At 66.6% G+C, this 24526-nt stretch carries 28 protein-coding genes and 1 riboswitch; of the genes, 17 read left to right on the top strand and 11 right to left on the bottom strand.

From position 1 onward, the window contains the following. The first annotated feature begins 35 nt into the window (after positions 1-35). From BMX93_RS06660 to BMX93_RS06685, 6 genes are all read left to right on the top strand, one after another. Positions 36-1331, top strand: coding sequence for an ABC transporter substrate-binding protein (locus BMX93_RS06660; RefSeq protein WP_091969306.1), 1296 nt, complete (start codon positions 36-38; stop codon positions 1329-1331). A 120-nt stretch (positions 1332-1451) separates the two neighbouring features. After that, a complete protein-coding gene (locus BMX93_RS06665) occupies positions 1452-2384 on the top strand; it encodes a carbohydrate ABC transporter permease (RefSeq protein ID WP_245725768.1) in 933 nt (310 codons plus the stop codon). Then, positions 2381-3289, top strand: a complete 909-nt coding sequence (locus BMX93_RS06670; protein WP_091969307.1) for a carbohydrate ABC transporter permease — start codon at positions 2381-2383, stop codon at positions 3287-3289. The genes BMX93_RS06665 and BMX93_RS06670 overlap by 4 nt, the downstream gene beginning before the upstream one ends. Continuing rightward, complete coding sequence (locus tag BMX93_RS06675) at positions 3286-4698, top strand: GH1 family beta-glucosidase (RefSeq protein WP_091969317.1); 1413 nt, start codon at positions 3286-3288, stop codon at positions 4696-4698. Before BMX93_RS06670 ends, BMX93_RS06675 begins: the two co-directional genes overlap by 4 nt. Position 4699: 1 nt before the next feature. Beyond that, positions 4700-5743: a LacI family DNA-binding transcriptional regulator gene (locus BMX93_RS06680; protein ID WP_091969319.1), complete on the top strand. Its 1044-nt coding sequence runs from the start codon at positions 4700-4702 to the stop codon at positions 5741-5743. A 96-nt stretch (positions 5744-5839) separates the two neighbouring features. Further along, positions 5840-6226 (top strand): DUF1707 SHOCT-like domain-containing protein, encoded by a 387-nt coding sequence (locus BMX93_RS06685; protein ID WP_091969321.1) that lies wholly within the window; start codon positions 5840-5842, stop codon positions 6224-6226. Between the two features lie 41 nt (positions 6227-6267). Here the strand turns inward: BMX93_RS06685 and BMX93_RS06690 are convergent, their stop codons facing one another. After that, complete coding sequence (locus tag BMX93_RS06690) at positions 6268-6573, bottom strand: YciI family protein (protein ID WP_091969417.1); 306 nt, start codon at positions 6571-6573, stop codon at positions 6268-6270. Positions 6574-6869: 296 nt separating this feature from the next. On the opposite strand from BMX93_RS06690, the gene infA reads away from it, so the two are divergent. The 8 genes from infA to BMX93_RS06730 all read left to right on the top strand — a co-directional run bounded on the left by infA (position 6870) and on the right by BMX93_RS06730 (position 11897). After that, the gene (gene infA, locus BMX93_RS06695; protein ID WP_091969323.1) at positions 6870-7091 is read left to right on the top strand and encodes a translation initiation factor IF-1; all 222 of its coding nucleotides are present in this window, start codon (positions 6870-6872) and stop codon (positions 7089-7091) included. A gap of 59 nt (positions 7092-7150) precedes the next feature. Next, entirely contained in the window at positions 7151-7264 is a 114-nt protein-coding gene (gene rpmJ, locus BMX93_RS06700) for a 50S ribosomal protein L36 (RefSeq protein WP_016667967.1), read from the top strand. Positions 7265-7486: 222 nt separating this feature from the next. Next, a complete protein-coding gene (gene rpsM / locus BMX93_RS06705; RefSeq protein ID WP_091969325.1) occupies positions 7487-7861 on the top strand; it encodes a 30S ribosomal protein S13 in 375 nt (124 codons plus the stop codon). Between the two features lie 41 nt (positions 7862-7902). Then, positions 7903-8313 carry a 30S ribosomal protein S11 gene (rpsK, locus tag BMX93_RS06710; RefSeq protein ID WP_091969336.1) on the top strand — a complete coding sequence of 137 codons (411 nt, stop codon included), beginning with the start codon at positions 7903-7905 and terminating at the stop codon, positions 8311-8313. Between the two features lie 29 nt (positions 8314-8342). Then, on the top strand, positions 8343-8948 hold the full coding sequence (gene rpsD / locus BMX93_RS06715) for a 30S ribosomal protein S4 (RefSeq protein ID WP_091969338.1): 606 nt from the start codon (positions 8343-8345) through the stop codon (positions 8946-8948). 122 nt (positions 8949-9070) lie between these two features. Beyond that, positions 9071-10093: a DNA-directed RNA polymerase subunit alpha gene (locus BMX93_RS06720; RefSeq protein WP_091969340.1), complete on the top strand. Its 1023-nt coding sequence runs from the start codon at positions 9071-9073 to the stop codon at positions 10091-10093. A 99-nt stretch (positions 10094-10192) separates the two neighbouring features. Then, positions 10193-10675 carry a 50S ribosomal protein L17 gene (gene rplQ / locus BMX93_RS06725; protein ID WP_091969342.1) on the top strand — a complete coding sequence of 161 codons (483 nt, stop codon included), beginning with the start codon at positions 10193-10195 and terminating at the stop codon, positions 10673-10675. 94 nt (positions 10676-10769) lie between these two features. Further along, a complete protein-coding gene (locus BMX93_RS06730) occupies positions 10770-11897 on the top strand; it encodes a glycosyltransferase (protein ID WP_091969344.1) in 1128 nt (375 codons plus the stop codon). Positions 11898-11951: 54 nt separating this feature from the next. Here BMX93_RS06730 and BMX93_RS13435 read toward each other — a convergent pair whose 3' ends face one another. The 10 genes from BMX93_RS13435 to trmB form a co-directional block, all read right to left on the bottom strand. Further along, positions 11952-13100: a resuscitation-promoting factor gene (locus BMX93_RS13435; protein WP_091969346.1), complete on the bottom strand. Its 1149-nt coding sequence runs from the start codon at positions 13098-13100 to the stop codon at positions 11952-11954. A gap of 232 nt (positions 13101-13332) precedes the next feature. Continuing rightward, complete coding sequence (locus tag BMX93_RS06740) at positions 13333-13941, bottom strand: superoxide dismutase (RefSeq protein ID WP_091969348.1); 609 nt, start codon at positions 13939-13941, stop codon at positions 13333-13335. A 168-nt stretch (positions 13942-14109) separates the two neighbouring features. After that, positions 14110-14892: an ECF transporter S component gene (locus BMX93_RS06745; protein WP_245725774.1), complete on the bottom strand. Its 783-nt coding sequence runs from the start codon at positions 14890-14892 to the stop codon at positions 14110-14112. A 104-nt stretch (positions 14893-14996) separates the two neighbouring features. Then, positions 14997-16592 carry an ABC transporter ATP-binding protein gene (locus BMX93_RS06750; RefSeq protein ID WP_091969352.1) on the bottom strand — a complete coding sequence of 532 codons (1596 nt, stop codon included), beginning with the start codon at positions 16590-16592 and terminating at the stop codon, positions 14997-14999. Continuing rightward, positions 16589-17719: a CbiQ family ECF transporter T component gene (locus BMX93_RS06755; protein ID WP_177170104.1), complete on the bottom strand. Its 1131-nt coding sequence runs from the start codon at positions 17717-17719 to the stop codon at positions 16589-16591. The genes BMX93_RS06750 and BMX93_RS06755 overlap by 4 nt, the downstream gene beginning before the upstream one ends. A 13-nt stretch (positions 17720-17732) precedes the next feature. Then, positions 17733-18251 carry a hypothetical protein gene (locus tag BMX93_RS06760; RefSeq protein ID WP_091969356.1) on the bottom strand — a complete coding sequence of 173 codons (519 nt, stop codon included), beginning with the start codon at positions 18249-18251 and terminating at the stop codon, positions 17733-17735. 103 nt (positions 18252-18354) lie between these two features. After that, positions 18355-18423, bottom strand: a riboswitch (cobalamin riboswitch). A 73-nt stretch (positions 18424-18496) separates the two neighbouring features. Continuing rightward, on the bottom strand, positions 18497-19597 hold the full coding sequence (locus BMX93_RS06765; RefSeq protein WP_091969358.1) for a cytochrome P450: 1101 nt from the start codon (positions 19595-19597) through the stop codon (positions 18497-18499). Positions 19598-19803: 206 nt separating this feature from the next. Next, complete coding sequence (locus BMX93_RS06770; protein WP_091969360.1) at positions 19804-20439, bottom strand: class I SAM-dependent methyltransferase; 636 nt, start codon at positions 20437-20439, stop codon at positions 19804-19806. Beyond that, positions 20436-21302: a tRNA pseudouridine(38-40) synthase TruA gene (gene truA, locus BMX93_RS06775; RefSeq protein ID WP_425438767.1), complete on the bottom strand. Its 867-nt coding sequence runs from the start codon at positions 21300-21302 to the stop codon at positions 20436-20438. Before truA ends, BMX93_RS06770 begins: the two co-directional genes overlap by 4 nt. 5 nt (positions 21303-21307) lie before the next feature. Further along, on the bottom strand, positions 21308-22063 hold the full coding sequence (gene trmB, locus BMX93_RS06780) for a tRNA (guanosine(46)-N7)-methyltransferase TrmB (protein ID WP_245725769.1): 756 nt from the start codon (positions 22061-22063) through the stop codon (positions 21308-21310). 160 nt (positions 22064-22223) lie between these two features. Between trmB and BMX93_RS06785 the strand changes: the two genes are divergently transcribed. From BMX93_RS06785 to rpsI, 3 genes are all read left to right on the top strand, one after another. Next, entirely contained in the window at positions 22224-22652 is a 429-nt protein-coding gene (locus BMX93_RS06785; RefSeq protein ID WP_245725770.1) for a YccF domain-containing protein, read from the top strand. Between the two features lie 770 nt (positions 22653-23422). Beyond that, the gene (gene rplM / locus BMX93_RS06795; protein ID WP_091969368.1) at positions 23423-23866 is read left to right on the top strand and encodes a 50S ribosomal protein L13; all 444 of its coding nucleotides are present in this window, start codon (positions 23423-23425) and stop codon (positions 23864-23866) included. 26 nt (positions 23867-23892) lie between these two features. Continuing rightward, entirely contained in the window at positions 23893-24414 is a 522-nt protein-coding gene (gene rpsI, locus BMX93_RS06800; protein ID WP_091969421.1) for a 30S ribosomal protein S9, read from the top strand. The last annotated feature ends 112 nt before the right edge of the window (positions 24415-24526 follow it).

Raw genomic sequence — 24526 nt, forward strand, 5'->3', positions numbered from 1 at the left:
AGTCATACACGGAATCACTGACAAAGGAGTCTCCCATGCGCATCCCCAGATGGCGGGTGGCGATTGCACCAGCATGCGCCCTGCTGCTCATCGCCACAGGTTGCTCCTCGAATTCGGGGAGTGGCGACGCCACGACCGGTGGCTCGGTCAACCTGACCGTGGCCACCTTCAACGAGTTCGGGTACACCGACGACTTGTTCGCCCAGTTCACCAAGACCCATCCCAATGTGAAGATCACCCAGAAAAAGGTCGCTCAGTCGGCCGATGCGAAAACCAATCTGTTCACCAAGCTGGCTGCCGGTTCGGGGCTTTCGGACATTGAAGCCGTCGATGGTGACTGGCTGCCACAGGTCAAGCAGAGCGCCGACAAGTTCGTCAACCTGAGCAGTGATACGACGAAGGATCGCTGGCCCGACTGGGTCGTCAGCCAGGCCACCACGACGAGCGGCGAACTGCTCGGCGATGCCACCGACATCGGGCCCGAGGCCACCTGCTATCGCAAGGACCTGTTCGAGAAGGCCGGGCTGCCCACCGATCGTGATGGCGTCGCGCAATTGCTCAGTGGCGACTGGGACCACTATTTCGACGTGGGCAAGCAGTTCGTCTCCAAGGTTCCCGGCGTGGGCTGGTACGACTCGGCCGGTGCAGTCTTCAACGCCAGGGTCCAGCAGTTGGCCAACCCCTTCTCGTCCACGAAGCCGACGGAGACCGTCATTCCGCTGGACCAGAACACCCAGATCAAGGATCTCTACAACTCGACGCTCACCGCCTCGGTGGACAACAAGCTGTCCGCCGGCCTTGGCCAGTGGAGCGGTGACTGGCAGAAGGCCTTCCAGAACGGTGCCTTCGCGACCATGCAGTGCCCAGCATGGATGCAGCCGATCATCAAGACCAATGCTTCGGGTGTGACGAGTTGGGACATAGCCAACGTCTTTCCCGGCGGCGCCGGGAACTGGGGCGGTTCCTATCTCACCGTCCCCAAGCAGGGCAAACACACCAAGGAAGCCCAGGAACTTGCCGAATGGCTCACCTCTCCCGATGTCCAGGTGCAGATCTTCCTGAGTGCCGGCAATTTCCCGGCCTCGAAGGCCGGTGCCGCGGACAGCAAGGTGCTGGCTGCCACGAACGAGTTCTTCAACAATGCCCCGACCGGAAAGATCTTCTCGGCGCGGGCTGCTGCGGTGACCACCCAGCCCTTCAAGGGCCCGAACTATTTCACCATCAACACGGTCCTCGGTGAGGCCATCGGGCGAGTCGACGTGGACAAGTCCGCGAATGCGGCCGACTCGTGGAACAAGGCCGTTGCTGACGCGAAGGCCCAAGTCAAATAGCATTCGGCACTCTGCCCCGGGCCACGGCCCGGGGCAGATCCCTTCGGGGTCGCGGTCAGCAGGCCGCAGGAGGTGGAGACCATGGCACACGACGCCCGGAAACGGACTCTGTCAACTCGGATGAGCCTGTTGGACGTGAAAACAGCTCCCTATCTGTACATCGCCCCATTCTTCATCGTGTGGGCCATCACCGGACTTTTCCCGCTGCTCTACACAGCCTACATATCGACCCGGAAGTGGGATCTTTTGCAGGGTGATCTCGGCCCTGCTGGACTGTCAAATTTCACTTTCGTGCTGGCCCAGCCGGGCTTCTGGCAGGCATTGAGGAATACCTTCAGCATCTTCCTGCTGAGTTCGGTTCCGCAGATCATCACGGCCCTATTCCTGGCCGCTGTGCTGGACGCGAATCTGCGTGCCAAGACTTTCTGGCGGATGGGTGTGCTCATTCCCTATGTTGTCGCCCCGGTCGCCGTCTCGCTGATCTTCACCGAGATCTTCTCCGACCGCTCAGGGATGGCCAATGCCCTGCTTGCCAATATCGGCGTCTCACCGATCGGCTGGCATGCCGACACACTGCCGAGTCATCTGGCCATCGCGACAATGGTGAACTACCGCTGGACCGGCTACAACACGCTGATCCTGCTGGCCGCCATGCAGTCGATCTCCACCGATGTCATCGAAGCCGCGGTCGTGGACGGTGCGGTGCGCCTGAAGACCTATTGGTATGTCATCCTGCCTCTTCTCAGACCCACAGTCATCTTTGTCATCATCACCTCGACAATCGGTGGCCTCCAGATCTTCGACGAGCCGCGGATGTTCGATCTCACCACCATCGGCGGTTCGAATGGCAACTTCATGACGGTCACGATGTACCTCTACAACACGGGTTGGGGGCCTCAACTGAACATGGGCAGGGCCTCCGCCGTCGCGATGCTGCTACTGGCCGTGATTCTGCTCGTCGCCCTGTTCAATCTCATACTCAGCAGCCGGATTTCATCGGTCGACAACCCCTCAGGCCGTCACGGCCCTGGACGGAAGACAGGTGTGCGATGAGTTCAGCAGTTCTTGCCGGCCAGCTCGCAGGAGCGGGAGCAGCAAGGATGACGAAGCGGCGTGAACGACGCGAGCACGGCATCCGGCGCCCCGGTTGGCTCACTTACCTTGTCCTGGTGGTGGCGATTCTCATCGCCGTCTACCCGCTCTATTACACATTCCTGCTGTCCAGTTCCTCCCAGATCGAGATAGCCAAGCATCCGATCCCCGGACTGATACCGCAGGGAAATCTGCTCTCCAATCTCACCAGGGTGTTCCACACCGAGGGGCTTGATTTCTGGGGAGCCTTCATCAACAGCGTCATGGTTGCCGTGATCCAATCGGCCTCGGTTGCAATCTTTTCGACACTCGCTGGTTTTGCCTTCGCGAAATTGAGATTCCACGGCCGCAGGGGTTTGCTGGCATTCATCGTGGCGACAATGGCGGTGCCACCCCAACTCGGTGTCGTGCCACTGTTCATTGTGATGGCAAAGCTGGGCTGGACAGGCCAGCTGGTGGCAGTCATCGTGCCTGGCCTTGTCTCGGCATTCGGTGTCTTCTGGATGACCCAGTATCTCAGTGGTGCGTTGCCCTACGAACTGGTGGAGGCTGCTCGGGTGGACGGTTGCAGCATGTTCGCCAGCTTCAGGCACGTCGCCCTGCCGGCCGCCCGACCGGCTGCCGCGATGCTTTTCCTGTTCACCTTCGTCACCTCGTGGACCACCTATTTCTGGCCGAGCATTGTGCTGGGCAGCCAGAATCCCACCTTGCCGGTCGCGCTGCAGCTACTGCAGACCGGCTATGCGAAGGACATGAGTCTCATCATGTCCGGCGTCCTGCTCTCGACATTGCCGTTGTTGGTCCTCTTCCTGGTGGTCGGGCGCCAGCTCGTCTCGGGCATCATGGCCGGGGCGGTGAAGGGATGAACGGCTTCGGGCAGGGATTTCGTTGGGGCGTGGCCACCTCGTCCTTCCAGATCGAGGGCGCACCCCATGAAGACGGGCGTGAGGACTCCATCTGGGACGTCTTCTGCCGGCAGCCGGGCGCCATCGCGAACGGTGACGACGGCTCCGCGGGGATCGATCACTATCACCGCTGGACCGAGGATCTTGACCTGATGGCCGAGCTGGGTATCAGGAACTATCGCTTCAGCACCAGCTGGTCGCGGGTCGTCCACGCCGATGGGAGCCGTAATGCCCCCGGGCTGGACTTCTACTCCCGGCTCGTCGACGGTCTGCTCGAACGCAACATCGAGCCGTGGCTGACGATCTACCACTGGGATCTGCCGGCCTCATTGCCCGGGGGATGGACGAACAGGGACACGGTGTCGCGTTTCACCGATTACGCGATGCTGCTGCACGAGCGGTTGGGTGACCGGGTGCGCACCTGGACGACGCTGAACGAGCCCTGGTGCTCGGCCTTCCTCGGCTATGCCAGCGGGGAACACGCGCCAGGCCATACCGATTACCGCGAGGCCATTCGCGCGGTGCACCACCTGTTGTTGGCCCACGGTTGGGCAACGCGGGCGTTGCGCGAGGCAGATGCCGGGGCCAAGCTCGGCATCACGCTCAACCTCTCGCCCACCAGCCCCGCCGAACCCACAGACCCGCGCGATGTCGACTGTGCCCGGCGTATCGATGGCACCGCCAACCGAATCTTCCTCGATCCGTTGTTCAGGGGACAGTATCCACTAGATGTCCGCGAGGACTTGGCACAGTACTGGCCGGATGACCTCGTCCGTGAGGGTGATCAGGAGGCAATTGCGGCACCGATCGACGTGCTGGGGGTGAACTACTACACCACCGAGGTGGTCGCGCATGGTCACGTGGGAGCCAAGGCTGCCCATGACACCGCAGTGGATACGGAAAACCGGCCGAGTCCCCATCCCAGTGCACCCTCGGCGCAGTTCCCACCCCGGCCGCAACTGGCGAAAACGGCAATGGGCTGGTCCGTCGACCCGCAGGGTTTGCGTCATGTGCTCGGGCGGCTGCACCGTGAATACACCGCAGCCGCCGGCACCGAAATCGTCATCACCGAGAATGGCGCGGCCTATCAGGATGCCTGTACTGGGGGTGGCAGAGTCATCGACGACGACCGGATCGCCTATATCAACGCCCATCTGGACGCCTGCCGCCAGGCCATCGGAGACGGTGTTCCGCTGCGTGGCTATCTGTTGTGGACGCTCGCAGACAACTTCGAGTGGGCCTATGGCTATGAGAAGAAGTTCGGTATCGTCTCGATCGGCGCGAAAATGGCACGGGTGCCCAAGGCGTCGGGGCAGTGGTATGCGTCGGTCATCTCCAGCAATGGGGCGGTCGTGAGGCAGGAAGCCTGAGATGGGTGGGACAGTGTCGCCGGATGAGGCGCACTCGGAGTCGCCGGGTGCAGTGCATTCCGCGCCGACACTCGACGATGTCGCAGCAGCCGCCGGCGTCTCCCGGGCAACAGCCTCTCGGGTGCTCAACCGGTCCTCGACTGTGCGCGACGAGACCGCCTCACGGGTCAGGGCGGCCACTGCCCGGCTCGGCTATCACCCGAACCACGCGGCGCGCAGCCTTGTCACCCAGCGCACCGGAGTCGTTGCCGTGCTGGTACCCGAGACCGAGAGCCGGGTCTTCACCGATCCCTTCTTCGCCACGACCTACGGCGGCGCACTGTCTGCCTTCGCCGACACCGATTACCAGGTAGTGCTCGCCCTCAGCCATCCGGGGCATACCGTCGACCGGATGGCCCGGATCCTCACCAGTGGCATTGCCGACGGGGCCCTAGTCGTCTCCCACCACACGAGTATGGCCGAGAGGCTGATCAACAGCGGCCAGACACTGGTTTTCGTGGGCGACCCCGGTGTTCCCGGCGCTTTGTGGGTCGACGTCGACCAGAAGCGGGCAGCCTATGAGGCCACCGGGTACTTGGTGAACCGGGGGATCCGGGCGATCGCGTCGATCACAGGACCGGCGGACATGGGCTCGGGGCGCATGCGTCTCGACGGCTTCCGGGCCCGTTTGGTCGAAGCAGGTCTCGATCCGAGCTGGACGCAGGAGGCCGACTTCACCCCACAGGGAGCCGAGGCGGCCACTCGGCGTCTCCTGGCGCTCCACCCCGATGTCGAGGGACTGTTCGTGGCCTCCGACCTCATGTCATCGGGCGTGCTGAGGGTACTGGCCGAGCACCGTCTGCGGGTTCCCGACGATGTGCTGCTGGTGAGCTTCGACAACTCATCGGTGGCCACCCAGACGGTGCCCGCCCTGACCACCATGGAGGGACATGCAGCCGATCTGGGACGAGAAGCCGGGCTCATGCTGCTTGCCCGGCTGCGGGGTGAGAAAACGGACAGCTCGCGGCTGCTGGCCTCGCACGTGGTGAAACGGGATTCCTGCTGAACACCACAGCCGGCGGATGGACGGACGCCCGCCGGCCCTGCGGCCAACCGCGCTGACTGCGAACCGGGGACGGCCGGATACACCTAGGCTGGGAGCATGAGCGGCCTGCCCATCGAGTCCAATTACTCCCACGAGCCCACGCGTCCGGTCACCGAGAACGAGCGCAATGAGCTCACTCGCCGGGTGAACGAGGCCTACGAGAAGGGGGAGCTGCCCCTGGACTCCTATCAGGAGATCATGGACGGCCTGTACTCCGCCACCACCCTCGGCGAGCTCGTGCCACTGGCGCAGGCCCTGCCCCCCCGCTATCGGTCGACCGACCCGGCGGGCAGCGGCGGGCACACCGATCTTGCGCCTGGCACGGTCAACACGCCGGTGACCCGCCCCGACACGAGCTCGAGATTGGTCCGGGCGGTATTCGTCTCGGCCGCCGTCGTTGTGCTGATCGTTGTCGCCGCGATCATCCTCGGGATCGTCTTCTGAGCCGCCGGGCGCGGCCACCCGGTGCAGATCACAACTCCCCGTCAGCTGGGATTCTGCTCCTTTTTCTTCGCGAACACCCCGATGACCGGATCCCACGCGTTCACCTGACGATCGGAGACGATGCCTTCGGTGACCATCGGATCGGAGTCGGACAGCTCGATGGCCGAGGCGAGATCGGCGGTGCGGAAGATGAGGAGAGCCTGGGCCGGGTCCGTGCCGGGCAGGGGACCCGAGGCACGCAGCAGACCGCTGTCGAAGAGCTTGGCCAAATAGGCTCGATGACGCGGACGCACGAGATCGGCGTCCTTGGCCGGGTCATAGGTGTAATGCACGACGAAGAACGGCATGTCTTCCTCCATGGGTCGGGTAGTCCTCGACGCCATTGTCGGCCCCTCCCGCGCGAGCTGGTCAAGTCCCGCCAGGACAGCACAGGGCCCGCACTCGTGACCGCGACTGGCCGCGGCGGGAGCGTTCACCCGGGCCGGTTTGCCGGCTTCGCGCTCGCGGCGTATGCTTGGCCGTCGGTCACTTGTGTCCGATTCGCTTGTGTCCGGACTGTCAGCCTGCCCGAATCTCCCAGATCGTGAATCTGCGAGGGAAGAGTAGGCGTTGCGTGCGTTCACGATCAAGAGATTGAGAGTTGATGGCGAAGAAAGAGGGATCCCTCGAACTGGAGGGCACTGTCGTCGAGGCCCTGCCCAATGCGATGTTCCGCGTTGAGCTGGACAACGGCCACAAGGTGCTCTCCACGATCAGCGGCAAGATGCGCCAGCACTACATCCGCATCCTTCCGCAGGACCGCGTCGTCGTAGAGCTTTCACCGTACGACCTCACGCGCGGCCGGATCGTCTACCGGCACAAGTAAGCACCAGAAACACCCATGACCGGGGGCGTCGCCCTTCGGCCGACAAGAGGAGAGGCTCGATGAAGGTTCAGCCGAGCGTCAAGAAGATCTGCGACAACTGCAAGGTGATCCGTCGCCGCGGAGTCGTGCGGGTGATTTGCACCAATCCGCGCCACAAGCAGCGCCAGGGCTGAGTGTCGCAGCTCTACTGGACAACTGAACAATGCACGACCGGCCGTGGCTCGCCACGTGCCATATCAACGTGAGAGCAAGGCCGGCGCACGCCGGTCTCACCCCCGGACGAAGGCCGGGGCCCGCTGCCGGGGAAAACAACCCGGGAGGCCAACGGGAACGCCTCACGCCACACACCTTCGCAGTCGTCGAAACGGCTGGCAGACCGAGAAAGGTACCGCCTGATGGCACGCCTCCAAGGTGTTGACCTCCCACGCGAAAAGCGTCTGGAGATTGCACTGACCTATATCTACGGCATCGGCAAGACCCGTGCCGACAAGATCCTCCAGGCAACTGGGATCAGCCCGGACATCCGCGTCAAGGACCTCACCGACGATCAGCTCGTCGCGCTGCGTGACTTCATCGACGCCAACTACGAAGTCGAAGGCGACCTGCGTCGCGAAGTGGCAGCCGACATCCGGCGCAAGATCGAGATCGGCACCTATCAGGGCCGCCGTCATCGCGCCGGGCTTCCGGTGCGCGGGCAGCGCACGCGCACGAATGCGCGTACCCGCAAGGGCCGCAAGAAGGCCGTCGCCGGCAAGAAGAAGGCCCGCTGAGCCCCCGGGCAGCGGAACCAGGATTCCAGGAGAACTGAGTTATGGCTACAGCAGTGCGCAAGGGCGCCGCGACCAAGACCAAGGTGCGGCGCAAGGAGAAGAAGAATGTGGTCTCCGGCGAGGCCCACATCAAGAGCACCTTCAACAACACAATCATCGCCATCACCGATCCCTCCGGAGCGGTCATCGCCTGGGCCTCGGCGGGCACCGTCGGATTCAAGGGGTCGCGCAAGTCCACGCCGTTCGCCGCGCAGATGGCGGCTGAGGCGGCCGGGCGTCGCGCCATGGACCATGGCATGAAGCGTGTCGACGTCTTCGTCAAGGGCCCCGGCTCCGGCCGCGAGACCGCGATCCGCTCGCTCGGCTCGGTCGGGCTCGAAGTGGGGACCATCTCCGATGTGACGCCCATTCCCCACAACGGATGCCGCCCGCCCAAGCGTCGTCGCGTCTGATCACCCACAGCAGATAAGGACTGAAGAAAATGGCCCGATACACCGGCCCAATGACCAAGAAGTCCCGTCGCTTCGGGACCGATCTGGTCGGCAACGACAAGGCCTTCGAGCGCCGGCCCTATGCACCTGGTGTGCATGGCCGCGGCCGCACGAAGGATTCCGAGTACTCCCTGCAGCTCAAGGAGAAGCAGAAGGCCCGCTTCGCCTACGGCGTGCTCGAGAAGCAGTTCAGCCACTACTACGAGGAGGCCTCACGTCGCCCGGGCAAGACCGGTGATCTGCTCCTGCAGATCCTCGAGACCCGCCTCGACAATGTGGTCTACCGCGCCGGCTTCGCGAACACGCGCCGCCAGGCCCGCCAGATGGTCACGCACGGTCATCTGCTCGTGAACGGCAAGAAGGTCAACATCCCCAGCTACCGCGTCAGCGCGCTCGACATCATTGATGTCCGCGAGAAGAGCCTGGGTCTCACGCCGTTCGTCATCGCCCGCGAGACCTTCGGCGAGCGCGATGTTCCGGCGTGGCTGACCGTCAAGCCCAATCGGATGCGCGTGCTCGTGCACCAGCTGCCGACCCGTGACCAGATCACGGTGGACGTCAACGAGCAGGCCATCGTCGAGCTCTACTCCAAGTAGTTGCGCTGCGGCGGCACCGGGATGCCCGGTGCCGCCGGCTGCGCGCCCTCGGCGTCCCGGGGTGGTCCCGGCGCCGATCCCATCGCCCCCTCATATAGCGGTCGGGGCGGAAAGGAAACAGAATGCTCATCGCCCAGCGTCCGACGCTGTCGGAGGAAGTCCTCAGCGACTTCCGGTCACAGTTCGTCATCGAGCCCCTTGAGCCTGGATTCGGCTACACCCTGGGGAACTCGCTGCGCCGCACCCTGCTCAGCTCCATCCCCGGCGCCTCGATCACCTCCATCAAGATCGAGGGCAACCAGCACGAGTTCAGCACCCTGCCCGGCGTCGTCGAGGACGTCACCGAGATCATCCTCAACCTCAAGTCGCTCGTGCTGTCGAGCGAGGAGGACGAGCCGGTCCCGATGTACCTGCGCAAGTCGGGTGCCGGCGAGGTCACGGCTGCAGACATTGCGGTTCCCACCGGCGTCGAGATCTACAACCCGCAGATGCACATCGCCACCCTCGGCGAGGAGGGCTCCATCGAGATGGAGCTGGTCGTCGAGCGAGGCCGTGGCTACGTCTCCAGCGTGCAGAACAACGACCCCGATGCAGAGATCGGCCGGATTCCGGTCGATTCCATCTACTCCCCGGTGCTCAAGGTCAGCTACAAGGTCGAGGCCACCCGCGTCGAGACGCGGACCGACTTCGACAAGCTGATCATCGACGTCGAGACCAAGCCCTCGATCCGTCCCCGTGACGCGGTGGCGTCGGCTGGAAAGACGCTTGTCGAGCTGTTCGGTCTGTTCCGGGAGCTCAATGCCGAGGCAGAGGGCGTCGAGATGGGCCCGAGCCCTGTCGACGAGCAGCTCGCCGCCGACCTGGCGCTTCCGGTCGAGGACCTCAACCTCACGGTGCGCTCGTACAACTGCCTCAAGCGGGAGGGCATTCACACGGTCGGTGAGCTGGTCTCCCGCTCCGAGCAGGATCTGCTCGACATCCGCAATTTCGGCTCCAAGTCGATCGACGAGGTCAAGGCCAAGCTGTCCGAGCTCGGGCTGAGCCTCAAGGACAGCGCCCCGGGCTTCGATCCGCTCGCCGCAGCCGATCGTTACCAGGACGACGAGGACGACGGCGGGGATTTCGCCGAGACCGAGCAGTACTGAGCGGCGCTCCTGGCGTCGACAATTCAAGGCGCGCTCCGGCAGGCGCGCACCAATCAACGGACAGCGCCGGCAGGCGCGCCTAGCAATGGAGATGTAGAAATGCCCAAGCCCACCAAGGGTCCACGCATCGGCGGTTCCCCCTCGCATGAGCGGATCATCTTGGCCAACCTGGCCTCGCAGCTGTTCGAGCACGGCCAGATCACCACGACCCAGACCCGCGCTCGCCGCGTCCAGCCGCTGGCGGAGACGCTCGTGACCAAGGCAAAGCGCGGTGATCTGCACGCGCGTCGGCTGGCAGCCAGGACGATCCGCGACAAGTTCGTGCTGAGCCGGCTGTTCGATGAGATCGCGCCTACGATGGCAGGCCGCGAGGGCGGCTATACCCGCGTCACCAGGATCGGTAACCGCAAGGGCGACAATGCCCCGATGGCTGTGTTGTCCCTGGTCACCGAGCCCGTCGCCACGACCGAGAAGTCCCCGGCCACCGCGAGCACGGCCGATGAGGCCGCCGATGCGCCATTGGTCGAGGTTGCCGCAGATGCGGCGACGACTCCTGCCGCAGGTTCCGCCGCAGCCGAGTGAGGCCCAGCGATGACCGCGCGCCCGCTTCCGGTGCGGGCCGGCTCAGCCGGTCCCCCCGTCCGGAGCGGGCGCGCGGTGCTGTCCTGAGACGGGGGTGGTCACGATGAGGATCGCCCAGCTGGCCAATTTCGTCGGCCCCGCATCGGGAGGCATGCGCGTCGCGATCACTGCTCTCGGCGAGGGCTATGTGGCGGCTGGCCATGAACGCATGCTCGTCGTGCCGGGCCCCGAGGACAGCGAACGCGAAACCCCGCAGGGCCTGGTGGTGACCATCCGCTCGCCGAAGGTGTCGAGCGCCTACCGGATGGTGGCCCGTCCGTGGCAGGCCGAGAAGGCCCTTGAGCGCTTCGCCCCGACGAACATCGAATGCTCGGACAAGATGACGCTGGCCTCCGCAGCGCGCTGGGCGGCCCGTTGCGGCGTCGGCTCAGTGCTGTTCAGCCATGAACGGCTCGATGACATGATCTCGGGATGGATGCGCCACCGTCTCGACGTCTCGCCGGTGGTGAGCGTGCTCGATCGGCATCTCGCGCGGCTGTTCGACCGGGTGGTCGTCACCTCACACTATTCGGCGGGCGAGTTCGCCTCCACCGAGGCCTCACTGCGGCTCGTGCCGCTGGGAGTCGATCTCGCGACATTCAATCCCCATGCCGGGCTGCTGCCCGGCGGCGAACCGCCCCGTGGTCGTCCCCTGAGACTGTGCCTGGTCGGCAGGCTCTCGCACGAGAAGAGCCCTGACCTCGCGGTGCGGACGGCCGTCGAGCTGCACAGGCGAGGCGTCCCCATCGAACTGCATGTTTTCGGCGGCGGCCCCGATGAGCTGGAGATGCACGCTGCTGCGCAGGATGCACCGGTCTTCTTCCATGGTTTCGTGGCGGACAGGGCCGAGCTGGCTGCCCGGGTGGCCAGCTGCGATATCTCGTTGTCGGTCTGCCCCACCGAGACCTTCGGGCTGGCGGTTCTTGAGGCGCTGGCCTGCGGAACGCCGGTCGTCACGGCTGACCGGGGCGGTGCCCGCGAACTGGTGAGCACCGATTGTGGGGAGTCTGGGGCCCCGGAGCCCTCGTGCCTGGCCGACGCCGTGCTACGGCTTGCGGCGCGCCCCCGCCGCGCGGTGCGGCTGGCGGCGCGTCGCAGAGCCGAGGGCTATGGCTGGCCGGCCAGCGTGGCTGCGATGCTGAGCATCCACGATGAAGTGGCTGCTCCGGCGCGGGAGTGCTGAGACGCTCTCTGTGCCCGCCGGGATGCGGGATTCGGGCGCAGGCCACCGGGGCCGTCAGCCGGCTGAGCAGCCCCAGGCGCTCAGTCCTGCGGAGGCGTACAGCCTGTTGGCGACCGTGATCTGCTGCTCGCGTGTGGCGAGATTGGCGGAGGGGGCGTAGGCGCCGCCACCATTGGCGAGCCAGGTGGAGGCCGAGAACTGCAGACCGCCGTAGTAGCCGTTGCCGGTGGAAATCGACCAATTGCCGCCGGACTCGCACGCGGCGATCCGGTCCCACATCGCTGCATTGGCGACATCGAGGCCCGCCGAGCTGGGCGCGGCACTCGTCGCCGCCGTGCCTGCCGAGGCCGTCCCCGAGGGGGCAGGCGAGGGCTCTTTGGTGCCCACAAGGATCACTTCGTCCACCGGCTTGGCGGTGACCGATTCGCCGATCTTGTCCCGGCTCTTCTCGATGCCGTCGATGGTGTGGACTTCCCAGGTGATGACCTTCTCTCCCTTCACCCCGGGAGTCTGCACCTTCGTGGTGCCCTCGGGGAGGGTATCGCTTGGCGTCTTCGTCACCTGGAAGTCGATCGGCTCGGTGGTGGTGAGCTGTTGGCTGGACACCCGGGAGATGGCGAGCGTCATGCCGTCGGTCGGGGCGGAATCGAGGTTGACGCTCGTGAGGTCAGCGGGGCCGAGAGTGATGTGCTGCTCTGCCAGGAGGGCCCAGAGACTGGGCGCCGTGGTGGTGGCAGTGATGGTCCTGCCGTCGACCGTGATCGTCACGTTCTTCGGAGTCGTGGCGGACAGCGTCAGTCCGTCGCGCGTCACTGCGGTCGTGCGTGCAACGGACAGTTTCGTGCCGTCCGCGTCGAGGCCCAGCTCCGCGAGCACTTGGCTCAGGGTGGTGGAGGTCGTCCACACAGTGCGAACGGAACCATTGATGTCGATGGTCACCCGCCGCCCGAAGCGGACCGTGATCTTCTGGCCGTCGCGAAGCGGGGTGCTCGTGCTGGGCAGGACCTGGTCGTGCTCGCCGAGATGGATGCCCCGGTCGGCAAGGAGGTCCTCGACGGTGCCACCCATCCGATGCGCCTCGCTGGACTGTCCTTCGACGGTGAGCGTGACATTCGTGTCGGCTGCGGCGAAACCGACGCCGCCCGCAGCCAGGCTCAGCACACCGACCCCGCCCGCGATAGCGGTGGCAAGCGACCTCTTCACATGAACTCCCGTTGTTCCATGGAACCGTGGTGGCACGGGGGAACGCACCGATGACGCGAGTCAGTCTAGCCCAAGTCTGAGAGTGAGCGAAGAAGACCAACCACAGTTCTCAGGAATTGGGAGAAGGCTGCCGGTGGTGCTGGGAGCCGGAGTGCTGGGGGCGTGGACGCCGACGGGCCCAAGACAGCAATGCCCCCGCCGACTGGCGGGGGCATTGACGCAGGAACGAGACTCAGGCGGCCTTGGCGGCGGCGAAACGCTCGGCGACGTCGGTCCAGTTCACGACATTCCACCAGTTGGTCACGTAGTCGGCCTTGACATTCTTGTACTGCAGATAGAAGGCGTGCTCCCACATGTCCAGCTGGAGGATCGGCACGGAGCCGGCCGGCAGGTTGTTCTGGTGGTCGTAGAACTGCAGCGTGTTGAGGCGTTTGCCCAGCGGATCCCACACCAGCGAGGCCCACCCGGATCCCTGGATACCCGTGGCTGCCGCCGCGAACTGGGCCTTGAACGCTTCGAAGGTGCCGAAGAACTCCTGGACCGCAGCACCCAGTTCGCCTTCGGGGCGCTCGGGCGCGCTGCCCTTGGGGGCCATGTTCTTCCAGAACACCGAGTGGTTCACATGACCGGCCAGATTGAAGGCCAGGTCCTTCTCGAGCTTGTTGATCGGAGCGAAATCACCCTTGTCACGCGCCTCGGCGAGCTTCTCGAGGGCAGTGTTGGCCCCATCCACATAGGTCTTGTGGTGCTTGTCGTGGTGTAGTTCCATGATCTGCCCGGAGATATAGGGCTCAAGAGCCGAGTAGTCGTAGGGCAATTCCGGCAGAGTGTAAACAGCCATGTTTCCTCGTTCCGTGATCGGTGTTTCGTGAACGTCGCTACTACTTCGCACAGGGCGCCCCGACGCGCAGAGACCTGCGGGGCGCCACCTATCGCATACAACTGGGCTGTAGCGGGTGCTATTCCCCGATGCCCGGCCAGCACCCAGAACGCCAGGGACGCGGTTCGCTCAGGGCTGAGCCGAAGGCTGCTGCGCGCGGAAAGTCCCGACGCGGGCCGTGCGACGCATGATGCGCAGCAGTGGGTGACCGAGAAGCGTCACGAGCACCACATTGGTGAGGGCCCTGCCCAGATTCCACCCCAGGGAGGTGACGGTGTTCACCACGAGGAAGGTGTGGATGTTGCGCAGCGGGCTCGCATGGGGGTCGAATCCGCCCTGGGTACCGGCACCGAGCCCGGCAGCGAAGGGCCAGAAGGCGAAGTCCATGAGATAGCCGTACAGGAATGCCGAGACAAAACCGTAGCCGCCCAGCATCACGATCTCAGCTCTGCTGCCCGGTAGCGGGTGATGGCGGGGCAGCAGCCCGGGCAGCAGGCCGACGAAGCCGGCCCCCAGCATCTGATAGGGCAGCCAGGTACCCACCCCGCCGGTCAAGAGCGCAGAGGCGAACATTGTCAGGGCGCCGAGCATGAAGCCGAAGCTCGGGCCGAAGACCCGCCCGGCCAGGATCATGAGGAAGAAGACTGTTTCGATACCGGCCGTGCCGGCGCTCAGCGGGCGTACCACGGCACCGATCGCGGTGAGCACCCCGAGCATGGCGAGCGCCTTGACATCGAGTTCGTGGTTCGACAACTCGCTGATGAGCAGAGCGAGGACCACCGCCATGATGGCCGCCATGACGAAGGGGGTGGCGGTGCGCCCCGAGGAATCCGACCCGAGCAGCGCCCCTGGGCGCAGGAACAGCGGCCAGAAGAAGGCGAGCACTCCGGTGACGCAGGCCAGGGCGAGCATCGCCCTGGCGCGTCGGGAGAGCCGGGGCCGGATCTGGGGAGTCGGTGCCTCCACAGCCTTGTCAGTCGGCCTGCTGTCGGGGCGCCGGGTGGTCAGCGAGGTGCTCATGCCCGAGCCACCGGAACGGGCAGGTCGGCAACGGTGATAATCGGCTGGGGCCAAAAGACCTTCGCGAGCTGGGGTGAGAAGCTCGGGGAGCTCGTGCAGGTGGTGCGGGTGGGGCCATCCGCGATGATCTGCCCGTCCGCCATCACCATCGTCCGGTCGGTGCTGGCTGCGGCGAACTCCACGTCGTGGGTCGAGACGATGACACAGCTGCCGCGCGCGGCGAGCTCGCGCACAGTGAGCGCCAATGCCGCCTTGGTGGCGTAGTCCAGGCCACGGGTCGGCTCGTCCAGCAGCACTACCGTCGGATGGCTGGCGAGCTGGATTGCCAGTACGAGGGCCAGTCGCTGGCCCTCGGACAGGTCGTGCGGGTCGCGTGCCATCGCAAGGTGCACGCCCAGCTCGTCGAGCAGGGCGGCGGTCGTGCCGGCAGGTCGCCGGCTCTCCTTGTCCGCCTGAGCGCACTCCGCCGCGACGCTGGGCAGGTAGAGCAGGTCAGCGGCGATCTGGGGCACGAGGGTGACGAGTTCGCGCGCCCTTGCCGCACTCGTCGTGCGGGGATCCTCGCCGTCGACATCCACCCTGCCGGAACTAGCGACGGCCCCCTGGATGGCCCACAGCAGAGAGCTCTTCCCGGCACCATTGCGCCCCATGAGAGCGGTGACCTCGCCGGCCCGAAAACCGGCGCTCAGCTGGTCCACCGCCACCAGCTCGCCATAGCGCACGGCCAGCTCGCCAAGCTCGAGCACCGCCGATGTCGTGGGCAGGACCCGCTGGGGCGGGTCGGGGACGGCGATTCCGAGCGCGCGGACACGCCTGCGGGCGTCCCGCACGGTGAGGGGCACGGAAGGCCAGTCGAGCCGGCGGGCCAGGTCCACCAGCGGCGGGCGCACATCGGCGCGCGCCAAGACCTGCGCAGCAGGGCCCACCTGCACCGAGCCGTCCCCGGGCAGCCAGGCCACGGTATCGGCGAATTCCATCACCCGTTCCAGTCGATGTTCGGCGAGCAGGACGGTCAGCCCCACCTCGTGCACAAGAGTGGTGATCGAGGCGAGCACGTCCTGGGCGGCCGTGGGATCCAGCGCGCTGGTGGGCTCGTCCAGGACGAGGACGCGCGGCTGCGCGGCCAGCACGGCGGCAATGGCCACCCGCTGCTGTTGCCCGCCGGACAGATCGGCCAGCGGGCGGTTCCGCAGATCGGCGATGCCCATGAGGTCCAGCGTCTCCTCGACGCGCTTGCGCATCGTGGAGGGCGCCAGGCCCAGTTGTTCCATGCCGTAGGCGATCTCGTCCTCGACGCGGTCGGTGACGAAGCTGGTCAGCGGATTCTGTCCGACGCTGCCCACCACTCCCGCGAGATCCCGGGGCCGGTGGGTGCGCGTGGAGCGCCCGTCGACCCACACGGTTCCCGACAGACGCCCGCCGGTGAACCATGGCACGAGCCCGTTGACCGCATTGAGCAGGGTCGACTTCCCGGAGCCGGTGCTGCCTACGAGAAGGCACAGGTCGCCTTCGGGAATCGTGAAGCTCACATCGTCGAGGACTGCTGGCAGGCCGGGCGCATAGCGGAACCCGACGTGGTCGAAAGTGATCATGCCTGACCCTCGGGAGGGACGGTCGTCACGGCGATCGGCACGAGAATGAGTCCGACAACAACCGCCATAAGAGGGTCGAGCGGCGGCCAGCTCACCGGGCTGTTCGTCGGGGTCGCCACCTGGGGCGCTGTCCTCGCCAGGACGAGCATGGCACCCAGCGTCGCCAGACCCGAGAATGCGGTGATGAACTCGCGGGCCTGCCAGGGGCTGGGCCGATAGCGGGTCACCGCCAGCCGGCGCCCCGCGATGCGCAGCGCGGCCACCGCGCAGCCAAGTCCAGCTCCCAGGCTCACCAGCGCCAGCGCAGCACCGTCCGACAGCGACAACAGGGCGAAGGCTCCGAAGCCGAGCAACGCCAGTGAGGCCAGCATTGCTGCCCCGGCGCCGTGTCCCACCCGGGTCTGGTCGCGGGTGGATCCGTAGCCGCGGGACTCCATGCCGGCAGCCAGGCTCATCGAGCGCTCCACGGCGTCCTGGAGGACCGGGACGATGAGTGCCCCCGCGGCGCGCACACCCCGCGCGCCCCCGCCGCGCAGCCGACGGGCCCGAGCTACCCGCTGCGCGGACTCGACGAGCTGGGGAGCTACTGACAGGGCAATGACAAGCGCTGTCGAGACCTCGTAGAGGGCGGCCGGGACGCAGCGCAGCGCCTGCCTCGGGTTGGCAAGAGCGTTGGCGCAGCCGAGGCAGATGATCATGGCGGCGAGCCGGCCGGCGTCCGACAAGGTGAAGACGATGCCCTCAAGGGTCACCGGGCCGCCGATCTCGATGCCTGCGGCCCACCGGGGCAGTGCGACATGGGGCAGGGTGAACAACACCGTTCCGTAGCGGATCCCGCCGATGGTGATCTGGAAGACGAGCCGGGTGAGCACAATGATGCCTGCCAAGCCGAGGTACAGACCCATCGCCCGAGCCCACGGGGCATCGCTGCGGCGGGTCAGCACGACAAGGGTGACCGCCACGCTGATCGCCACGATGAGGGCGAGATTGTGGGTGAGGCTCACGGCGGCGGCCGCGCCGATCGCCCAGCACCACCACGCCCACGGGTGGGTGGCCCGGCGGGTCGCCGTGATCGCATGGGGTGCTGGCACGACCGCCGGCATGGGGCGGGCGAGGAGTCTGCTCACGGGCGGGCTGCGTTCAGGCCGAGGCGGACGCGCTGGCTGAGGGTGCCGAAATGCCCTTGGCTCCCTGCGGAGTGCAGTCGGAGCCATAGCACCAGCCTTCGATGCTGCCGGCCGCGGGCTTGGAGGTGTCGGAGCCGACCTGGTAGAACTCCCAGCTGCCGCCCGGTGTGGCGTGGTAGTAGTGCCAGAACTTGTCGAAGGTGGTGGGGCAGGTCTCGGGATAGTTCCCGATGGTGCAGATGAACTGGCCCTTCGCGTCACGCACGATGGCGAGGTTCGCGTCCTGCAGCGCTTGGGTACCAGTGGTGGGGTTGCCCACGCACTCGTTGGCGAGCGTCTTTCCGGTGTCGGTGGAGACCACCAGCCACACCTTGCCGTCGCTGGTGCACTGGTCCTGGGACAATGCCGTGGCAGTGGCAGTCGCGGTGCCGGTCGCGCCAGAGGTGGTCGACGCCGACGACGAGCAGCCGACAAAGCTCACTGCGGCACACAGCCCGATGGTGACGGCGGCGATCGTGCGGGCTGGTTTCATTGTTCTTCCTTTCACGGGCACTGATCGGGCGTGCCGCTGAAAGGAAGAGCGACTGCACCTTCTCCGTGACCTCGACGGATCCTGGGGTGTTCACCTCGTGTCAGGTGTTCCGGCTCTCCACACGATCGTGGATCACGGTTGCGGGTCAGTCTCGGATTCCCACCGAGTTCCCCCGACGCGAGGCGTGTCGAGATGTTACCTGTCCGAGGGGCTGCTGGTAAGTGCTGGGTCGCCGGCTGCGGTTCTCAGCCTTCGATGCGCACCCTCACCGAACGGATGATGTCCGGGTCGTGCTCGCGCCGCAGTGCCGCAGGGCCGTCCATGACGAGCCGCCCAGCGCCCAGCAGCGCCTGCGTGAGGACGCGGAGCTCGCGGGTGGCGAGCGTGCGGCCGGGGCAGGCGTGCGCTCCGGTGCCGTAGACAAGATTCGCCGCTGCATGGGTCTGCGGATCGAAGCTGTCCGGATCGCCGAAGACGGCCGGGTCGCGGTTGGCTCGCCGCCAGTCGAGCACCACCACCTCGCCACTCGCCACCGGGCACCCGGCGACGGACGTGTCGTTGGTGGCGCGGCGTCGATTGGAGACGAAAGGATCGTCGGCGCGCAAGATCTCGTCGATGGCATGGTCGAGCAGCTGGGCTGCCTCGGGCGGATCCTTGCCCGCCAGCGCGGCGAGCTGTGCCTGGTGCTCGCGATGGCGGGCCAGCCAGGCGACGACGACCCCGACGCACAGCGCCACGGAGTTCAGATCGCCGCCGGTCCAGTTGCGCAGCACGGAGATGATCTGCTCGTCGCTCAGCGCCATCCCGTCCTCGTCGCGCAGTTCGACGAGCTCAGTGGTGACGTCGTGACGAGGCCGTTCGCGCCGCTCCTGCAGGAGCTGGGAGACGATCTCGTCGAAGCGGCGCGCGACATCGGCATGGGCGCCTTGGGTGGACTCGCGGGCCGCTTGGCGGTGGTCGCGAACCCACTCGAGCAGGGTCTGCTCGAGTTCGGCTGGCCAGCCCAACCAGGCCGACTGGGCCCGGACGGAGTAGCGCGCTCCCAGCTCGGCGACCGCATCGAAGCTGTGTCCGTCGTGGAACTCGGCCACCAGCTCCTCGGCGATGGCCGCGAGCTTGGGCTCGAGCGCGTTCACCCGCTCGCCGGCCAGGAAGGGATCGAGCAGACGGCGGGCCGCCGTGTGGGCCGGCCCGTCGAGGCCATTGGGAATCTGCAGATGCCGGGACACATTGTTCGAGAATCCGGCAGGGTCGTGGGCGACAGCGACGACCTGGTCGTGGGAAACGATCACCAGGGCGCCTGAGGCATCGCGCAGGATCGGTGAACTGGGGGATTGGCTCGACATGGGCGCTCCTCACGAGGTGTGCGCGCCAGGTCTCGTGGTCGCGCAGGAGTGGCCGGCCCGGATGTCGTCGGCGAGGCATGCAGGGCAGTCCACGGTCATCTCGACTGTAGGGGATGCCCCACGCCGAGCGCACCGGGGGAGGCCGATGGGCAGGTTGTCAGGGCACGAGCCCTCGGTGCGGGGTCCGGGAGCCCGGCCGGCTCGGCTCAGCGCTGTGATGGCGAGGGCGGCTGCTCGGCGCCGCCGAGGGCGCGCCGGACGTCGAACACCCGGAAGCCCTTGGCTGAGCCCACCCGGAGGGCATCCCAGCCCTGTTCCACGAGCCAGCCCTGCAGGGAATCAGCCCCCAGGTTCTTGCCCACCACCAGGTGCGCCACTCCCTCGGGGGCGAGCCGGCCCAGCCACTCCAGGAGCAACTCGTGGAGGGCCTGCTTGCCCACCCGGATGGGTGGGTTGGACCAGATCTCGTCGTAGCGATGCGCGGGATCCGCGTCGCTGGGCGTCATGGCGCGCATCCGGTCGGCCAGACCGAGCCGTGCGGCGTTGTGGGCGGTCAGTTCGACTGCGCGCAGGTTCACATCGACCGCGTCGACGCAGGCTTGGGGGCAGGCCAGAGCCAGTGCTACCGCAATGGGCCCGAATCCGCAGCCCAGATCGAGCAGGCGGGACGGGCGGTCCGGTGGCGGGTCGACAGTGCGCAACAGCACGGAGGTGCCCAGATCGAGGCGGTGCTGGCTGAATACGCCGGGTGAGGAATCCAGTTCGACCTCGCGGCCCCACAGCCTGGCGCGCACCGGGTGCAGACGGGCGGGTCCCTGGGGAGTGACGAAGTAGTGACTCATTGCAGTCCTCCCGACGCGTGGCGATCGGCGGACCGACAGCCGTAGTCCGGGGCCAGCGAGCGCACAGCCCGGGATTGCCCTACTCGGGTGGCCAGCTGATCCGGTGGGGGATAGGCGACCTCCTCGAGGCATAGCCCCGCCGCCGGCATGACCCTCACTGCGCCATGGCGCCGGGTGCTGGACGCCACCTCGTCGATCCAGTCCAGTGGACGCCGGCCGCTGCCCACCGCGACGAGCGCCCCGGTCAGCGAGCGCACCATCGAATGGCAGAAGGCGTCGGCGCGGACGGTGAGCTCGACGCCATGGCAGCGGTCCTCACCGCGCCCGGCCCGGCACTCCAGCAGGGTGCGGATGGTGGTGGCGCCGTCGCGGTGCTTGGAGAAGGCCACGAAGTCGCGAAGCCCCAGCAGCCGGGACCCCGCCATCGTCATGAGCTGCGGATCCAGCGATCCGGGCACGCGGACCACATGATGGCGCACCAGCGGGTCGGGCACCGAGTTGTCGTCCCACAGGCGGTAGACATAGCGACGCCACAGCGCCGCGAAGCGGGCATCGAAGTCCGCGGGTGCCACGGACACCCGGGTGACCACGACATCGGGGGGCAGCACCCTGGCCAGCCGGTGACCGAGGTCATCGGGGTCGACCTCGAGCGGCAGGTCGATGTGGGCGACCTGCCCTCGGGCGTGGACGCCGGCGTCGGTCCGTCCGGCCACCACGAGCTGGGTCGGCGGACGGTTGCGCACCAGCCGGTCGATCCACTCGGTGAGCAGACCCTGGACGGTTCGCTGCCCGGGTTGGGCGGCCCAGCCGCGGAATCCGCTGCCGTCGTAGCCGATGTCGAGGCGCAGCCGCCGGGTGGTCACGGGAATCATTGGCGGGGGAGCCTGCGGTAGCGCAGATCGCGCACGACGCGCCCGGCGTCCAGGCCACGCCTCTCGAAGCGGGTCATCGGCCGGTCCGGACGCGCAGCCCAGCCCCCGGGCCGGGCCGGCTCGTCGTTGACGAGGCCCGGTGTGGCCTCGCACACCGCCCGCATCTGTTCCGCGTAATCGGCCCAGTCGGTGGCCAGCCGCCAGCAACCGCCGTCCTCGAGGCGGTCGGCGACCAGCGCGGCGAATGCCGGCTGGACGAGGCGGCGCTTGAGATGGCGCTTCTTGGGCCAGGGGTCGGGAAAGAAGGTCCACAGCTCGCGCAAGGTGCCGGTTCCGATGAGCTCGCGCAGGCCCTCGGTGCCGTCCGCGGCGACGAGCCGGACATTGCGCACACCGGCCCGAGCCAGCTTGCCGAGCGTCGAGGCGATTGCCGCAGCGTAGACCTCGAAGGCCAGTACGTTGTGCTCGGGGCGTGCACCGGCCATCGCGACGAGCGAGTCGCCGACCCCCGAGCCGATCTCCACGATGAGGGGGGCCCGGCGTCCGAATGCCCGGGCCAGATCGATGTGGGTACCCGTCCGGACCGAGGTGGACAGCTGTCCCCGGGGCACCTCGATGAGAAACTCACCGGCCAGGGTGTCCATGGCGTGGTGCTGGGAACTGTTCATCCGGGGACTTCGCCGCACGAAGGAGACGACACCGCGGCGCGGGCGCTCGAGCGTCTCGGCCTGGTGCTGGGTGGTCTCGGACACGATCCCCCAGCATACGTGACGAACGCACAAGGGCCGCGGCAGCTGTGGCCGCGGCGCGGGCCGGGCGATACCCGGTGCGAACCCGGGCCGCTCGCCATGGCCGGCCCGTGGTGGGTCCGTGGCCCCTAGGCTCGATTCCACCGTGACGAAAGGAAGCGTCGTGCCCAAACCTCTGTCCACCATTCTCAATGTGCTGTGGCTGCTGCTCGGCGGCATCTGGCTCGGCCTGGCCTATCTGCTCGCCGGGATCGTCGGCTGCGTGCTCATCATCACATTCCCCGCGGGGATCGCGTCGTTCCGGATGGCCCGCTATGTGCTGTGGCCGTTCGGCAAGACCGTTGTCCAGAGCCCGGGGGCGGGCGCTGGCTCGGCAGTGATGAACGTGATCTGGTTCGTCACGGTCGGCTGGCTGCTCGCCTTGGTGCACATTCTCACGGCGATCACGCAGAGCATCACGATCGTCGGGATCGCCAATGCCGTGGTGAGCATCAAGATGATTCCGGTGAGCGTGATGCCCTTCGGCAAGCGGATCGTCGACGTCGGCGGTGCGCAGAGCCAGCGTGAGGAATTCGGCCCCTGGTCGCGATAGACCGTCCCGTCGAGTCCGGTTGCCCCGCGCGGTGCGCGCATGAGCTCGGGCCGCCACGGGCCGCGATGGTGCCCGGCAGCATCGGTACCGGCGCCGGCCAGGGGGAGGTTTCGCGGCATAGTGGGCCGCCGCCGATCCGCACTACCGCCTCGCGGACCTGGTTGATGCTGGTGGTTTTCACGAACGATTCGTTGTCGTGCACAATCGTGTCGTTGTCGTGCACGATCGTGCGAAGGACTGCGTTGTCCGCCAGGCCGAAAAGCCCGTCGGACAGTCGGGTCAAGATGACGAGCACGAGGATCATCCACAGGCTCAGCACGTGGAACCAGAGGGCCGCCCCGAATATCAGCCAGACGATGCCCCCGGAGATACCCCGAATGATCATTCCGGCCACGTTGACCCGAAGATCGGACCACTCGGGCATCGGTGAATCGAGGCTAAGTCAATCGCTGCGATCTGGTTTGTGCCGGAGGGTTCCCCGGTCAGGGTTCAGACCTTCTGGAATACGACCAGGGCGTCGGAGCACTTGTGCGGCCGGAGCCGACGAGTCCTGGTGGCGGGCCTGGTGAGGGGTCCAGCGTGCGGTCTCGGCCAGCTCACCCTCATCGGTGGTTTGACCGGCAACCACTCGCCGGACTATTCTTGAGCGCTGTTGCGCCCCCAGGGTGGAACGTGTGGTTGGTGACCCGGCGACGGGTACGGATCGCGCGGCCGAACCCAAGGGTTCGCGCACAAGCCATTGAGAATCTAGTGGAAGATGGTCTGCGACCGTGTCAACCTACAGCCCGAAGCCTGGCGAAGTAACCAGGGCCTGGCATGTCATCGATGCCGAGGATGTCGTGCTCGGTCGTCTTGCCGTGACCGCCGCCACGCTGCTGCGTGGGAAGAACAAGCCCACCTACGCGCCGCATGTGGACACCGGTGACTTTGTCGTCATCGTGAACGCCTCCAAGATCGCCGTGACCGGCAACAAGCGCACCAACTCCTTGCGCTACCGTCACTCCGGTCGTCCCGGCGGCCTGCACACCACCACCGTCGGTGAGCTGCTCGACCACGACCCTCGCCGCGCTGTCGAGCTGGCTGTCTGGGGCATGATGCCGAAGAACAAGCTGAGCCATCAGCAGATGAACAAGCTCAAGGTCTACGCAGGCTCCGAGCACCCGCACAAGGCCCAGCAGCCCCAGGCCTATCAGATCACCCAGGTCGCCCAGTGAGCGCACCGACGAACGAGGATTCGACCGTGTCACAGACTCCTGCAGAAGACATCGAGACCGGCGTCACGCCGTTCACCGACGAGAACAACCGCGAGATCGCCTATCGCTCCGACTCGGCGGGAACCGCCCAAGTGGCCTCCACCTCCCGCCCCGCGGTCATCGCACCCGGCACCGGCACTGGCCGACGCAAGGAAGCCGTTGCGCGCGTGCGGATGCTGCCCGGCACCGGGAGCTGGTCGGTCAACGGTCGCACCCTGGAGGAGTACTTCCCCAACAAGGTGCACCAGCAGCTCATCAACGAGCCCCTCGTCACCGCAGGCGCGGTCGGCGCCTATGACGTCATCGCGCGCATCGATGGCGGCGGCACCACCGGTCAGGCCGGCGCGCTGCGCCTGGGTATTGCCCGCGCCCTCAACCAGATCGACGAAGAGGCGAACCGTCCCGGCCTGAAGAAGGCCGGTCTGCTCAGCCGCGACGCCCGCATCAAGGAGCGCAAGAAGGCCGGTCTCAAGAAGGCCCGCAAGGCTCCCCAGTACTCCAAGCGCTGATCCGGGTATCCGCGCAGTCCGGCCCGGCACCCTGTGGGGGTGCCGGGCCTTGTCGCGTCCGGACCCTGCGGACTCGTCTCGGGAGAGGCTTGCGGTGTCCTCCTCGGTGAGC

Origin of the sequence: Propionibacterium cyclohexanicum (genome assembly GCF_900111365.1) — a bacterium.
In the GTDB taxonomy this organism is placed as follows: domain Bacteria; phylum Actinomycetota; class Actinomycetes; order Propionibacteriales; family Propionibacteriaceae; genus Propionibacterium; species Propionibacterium cyclohexanicum.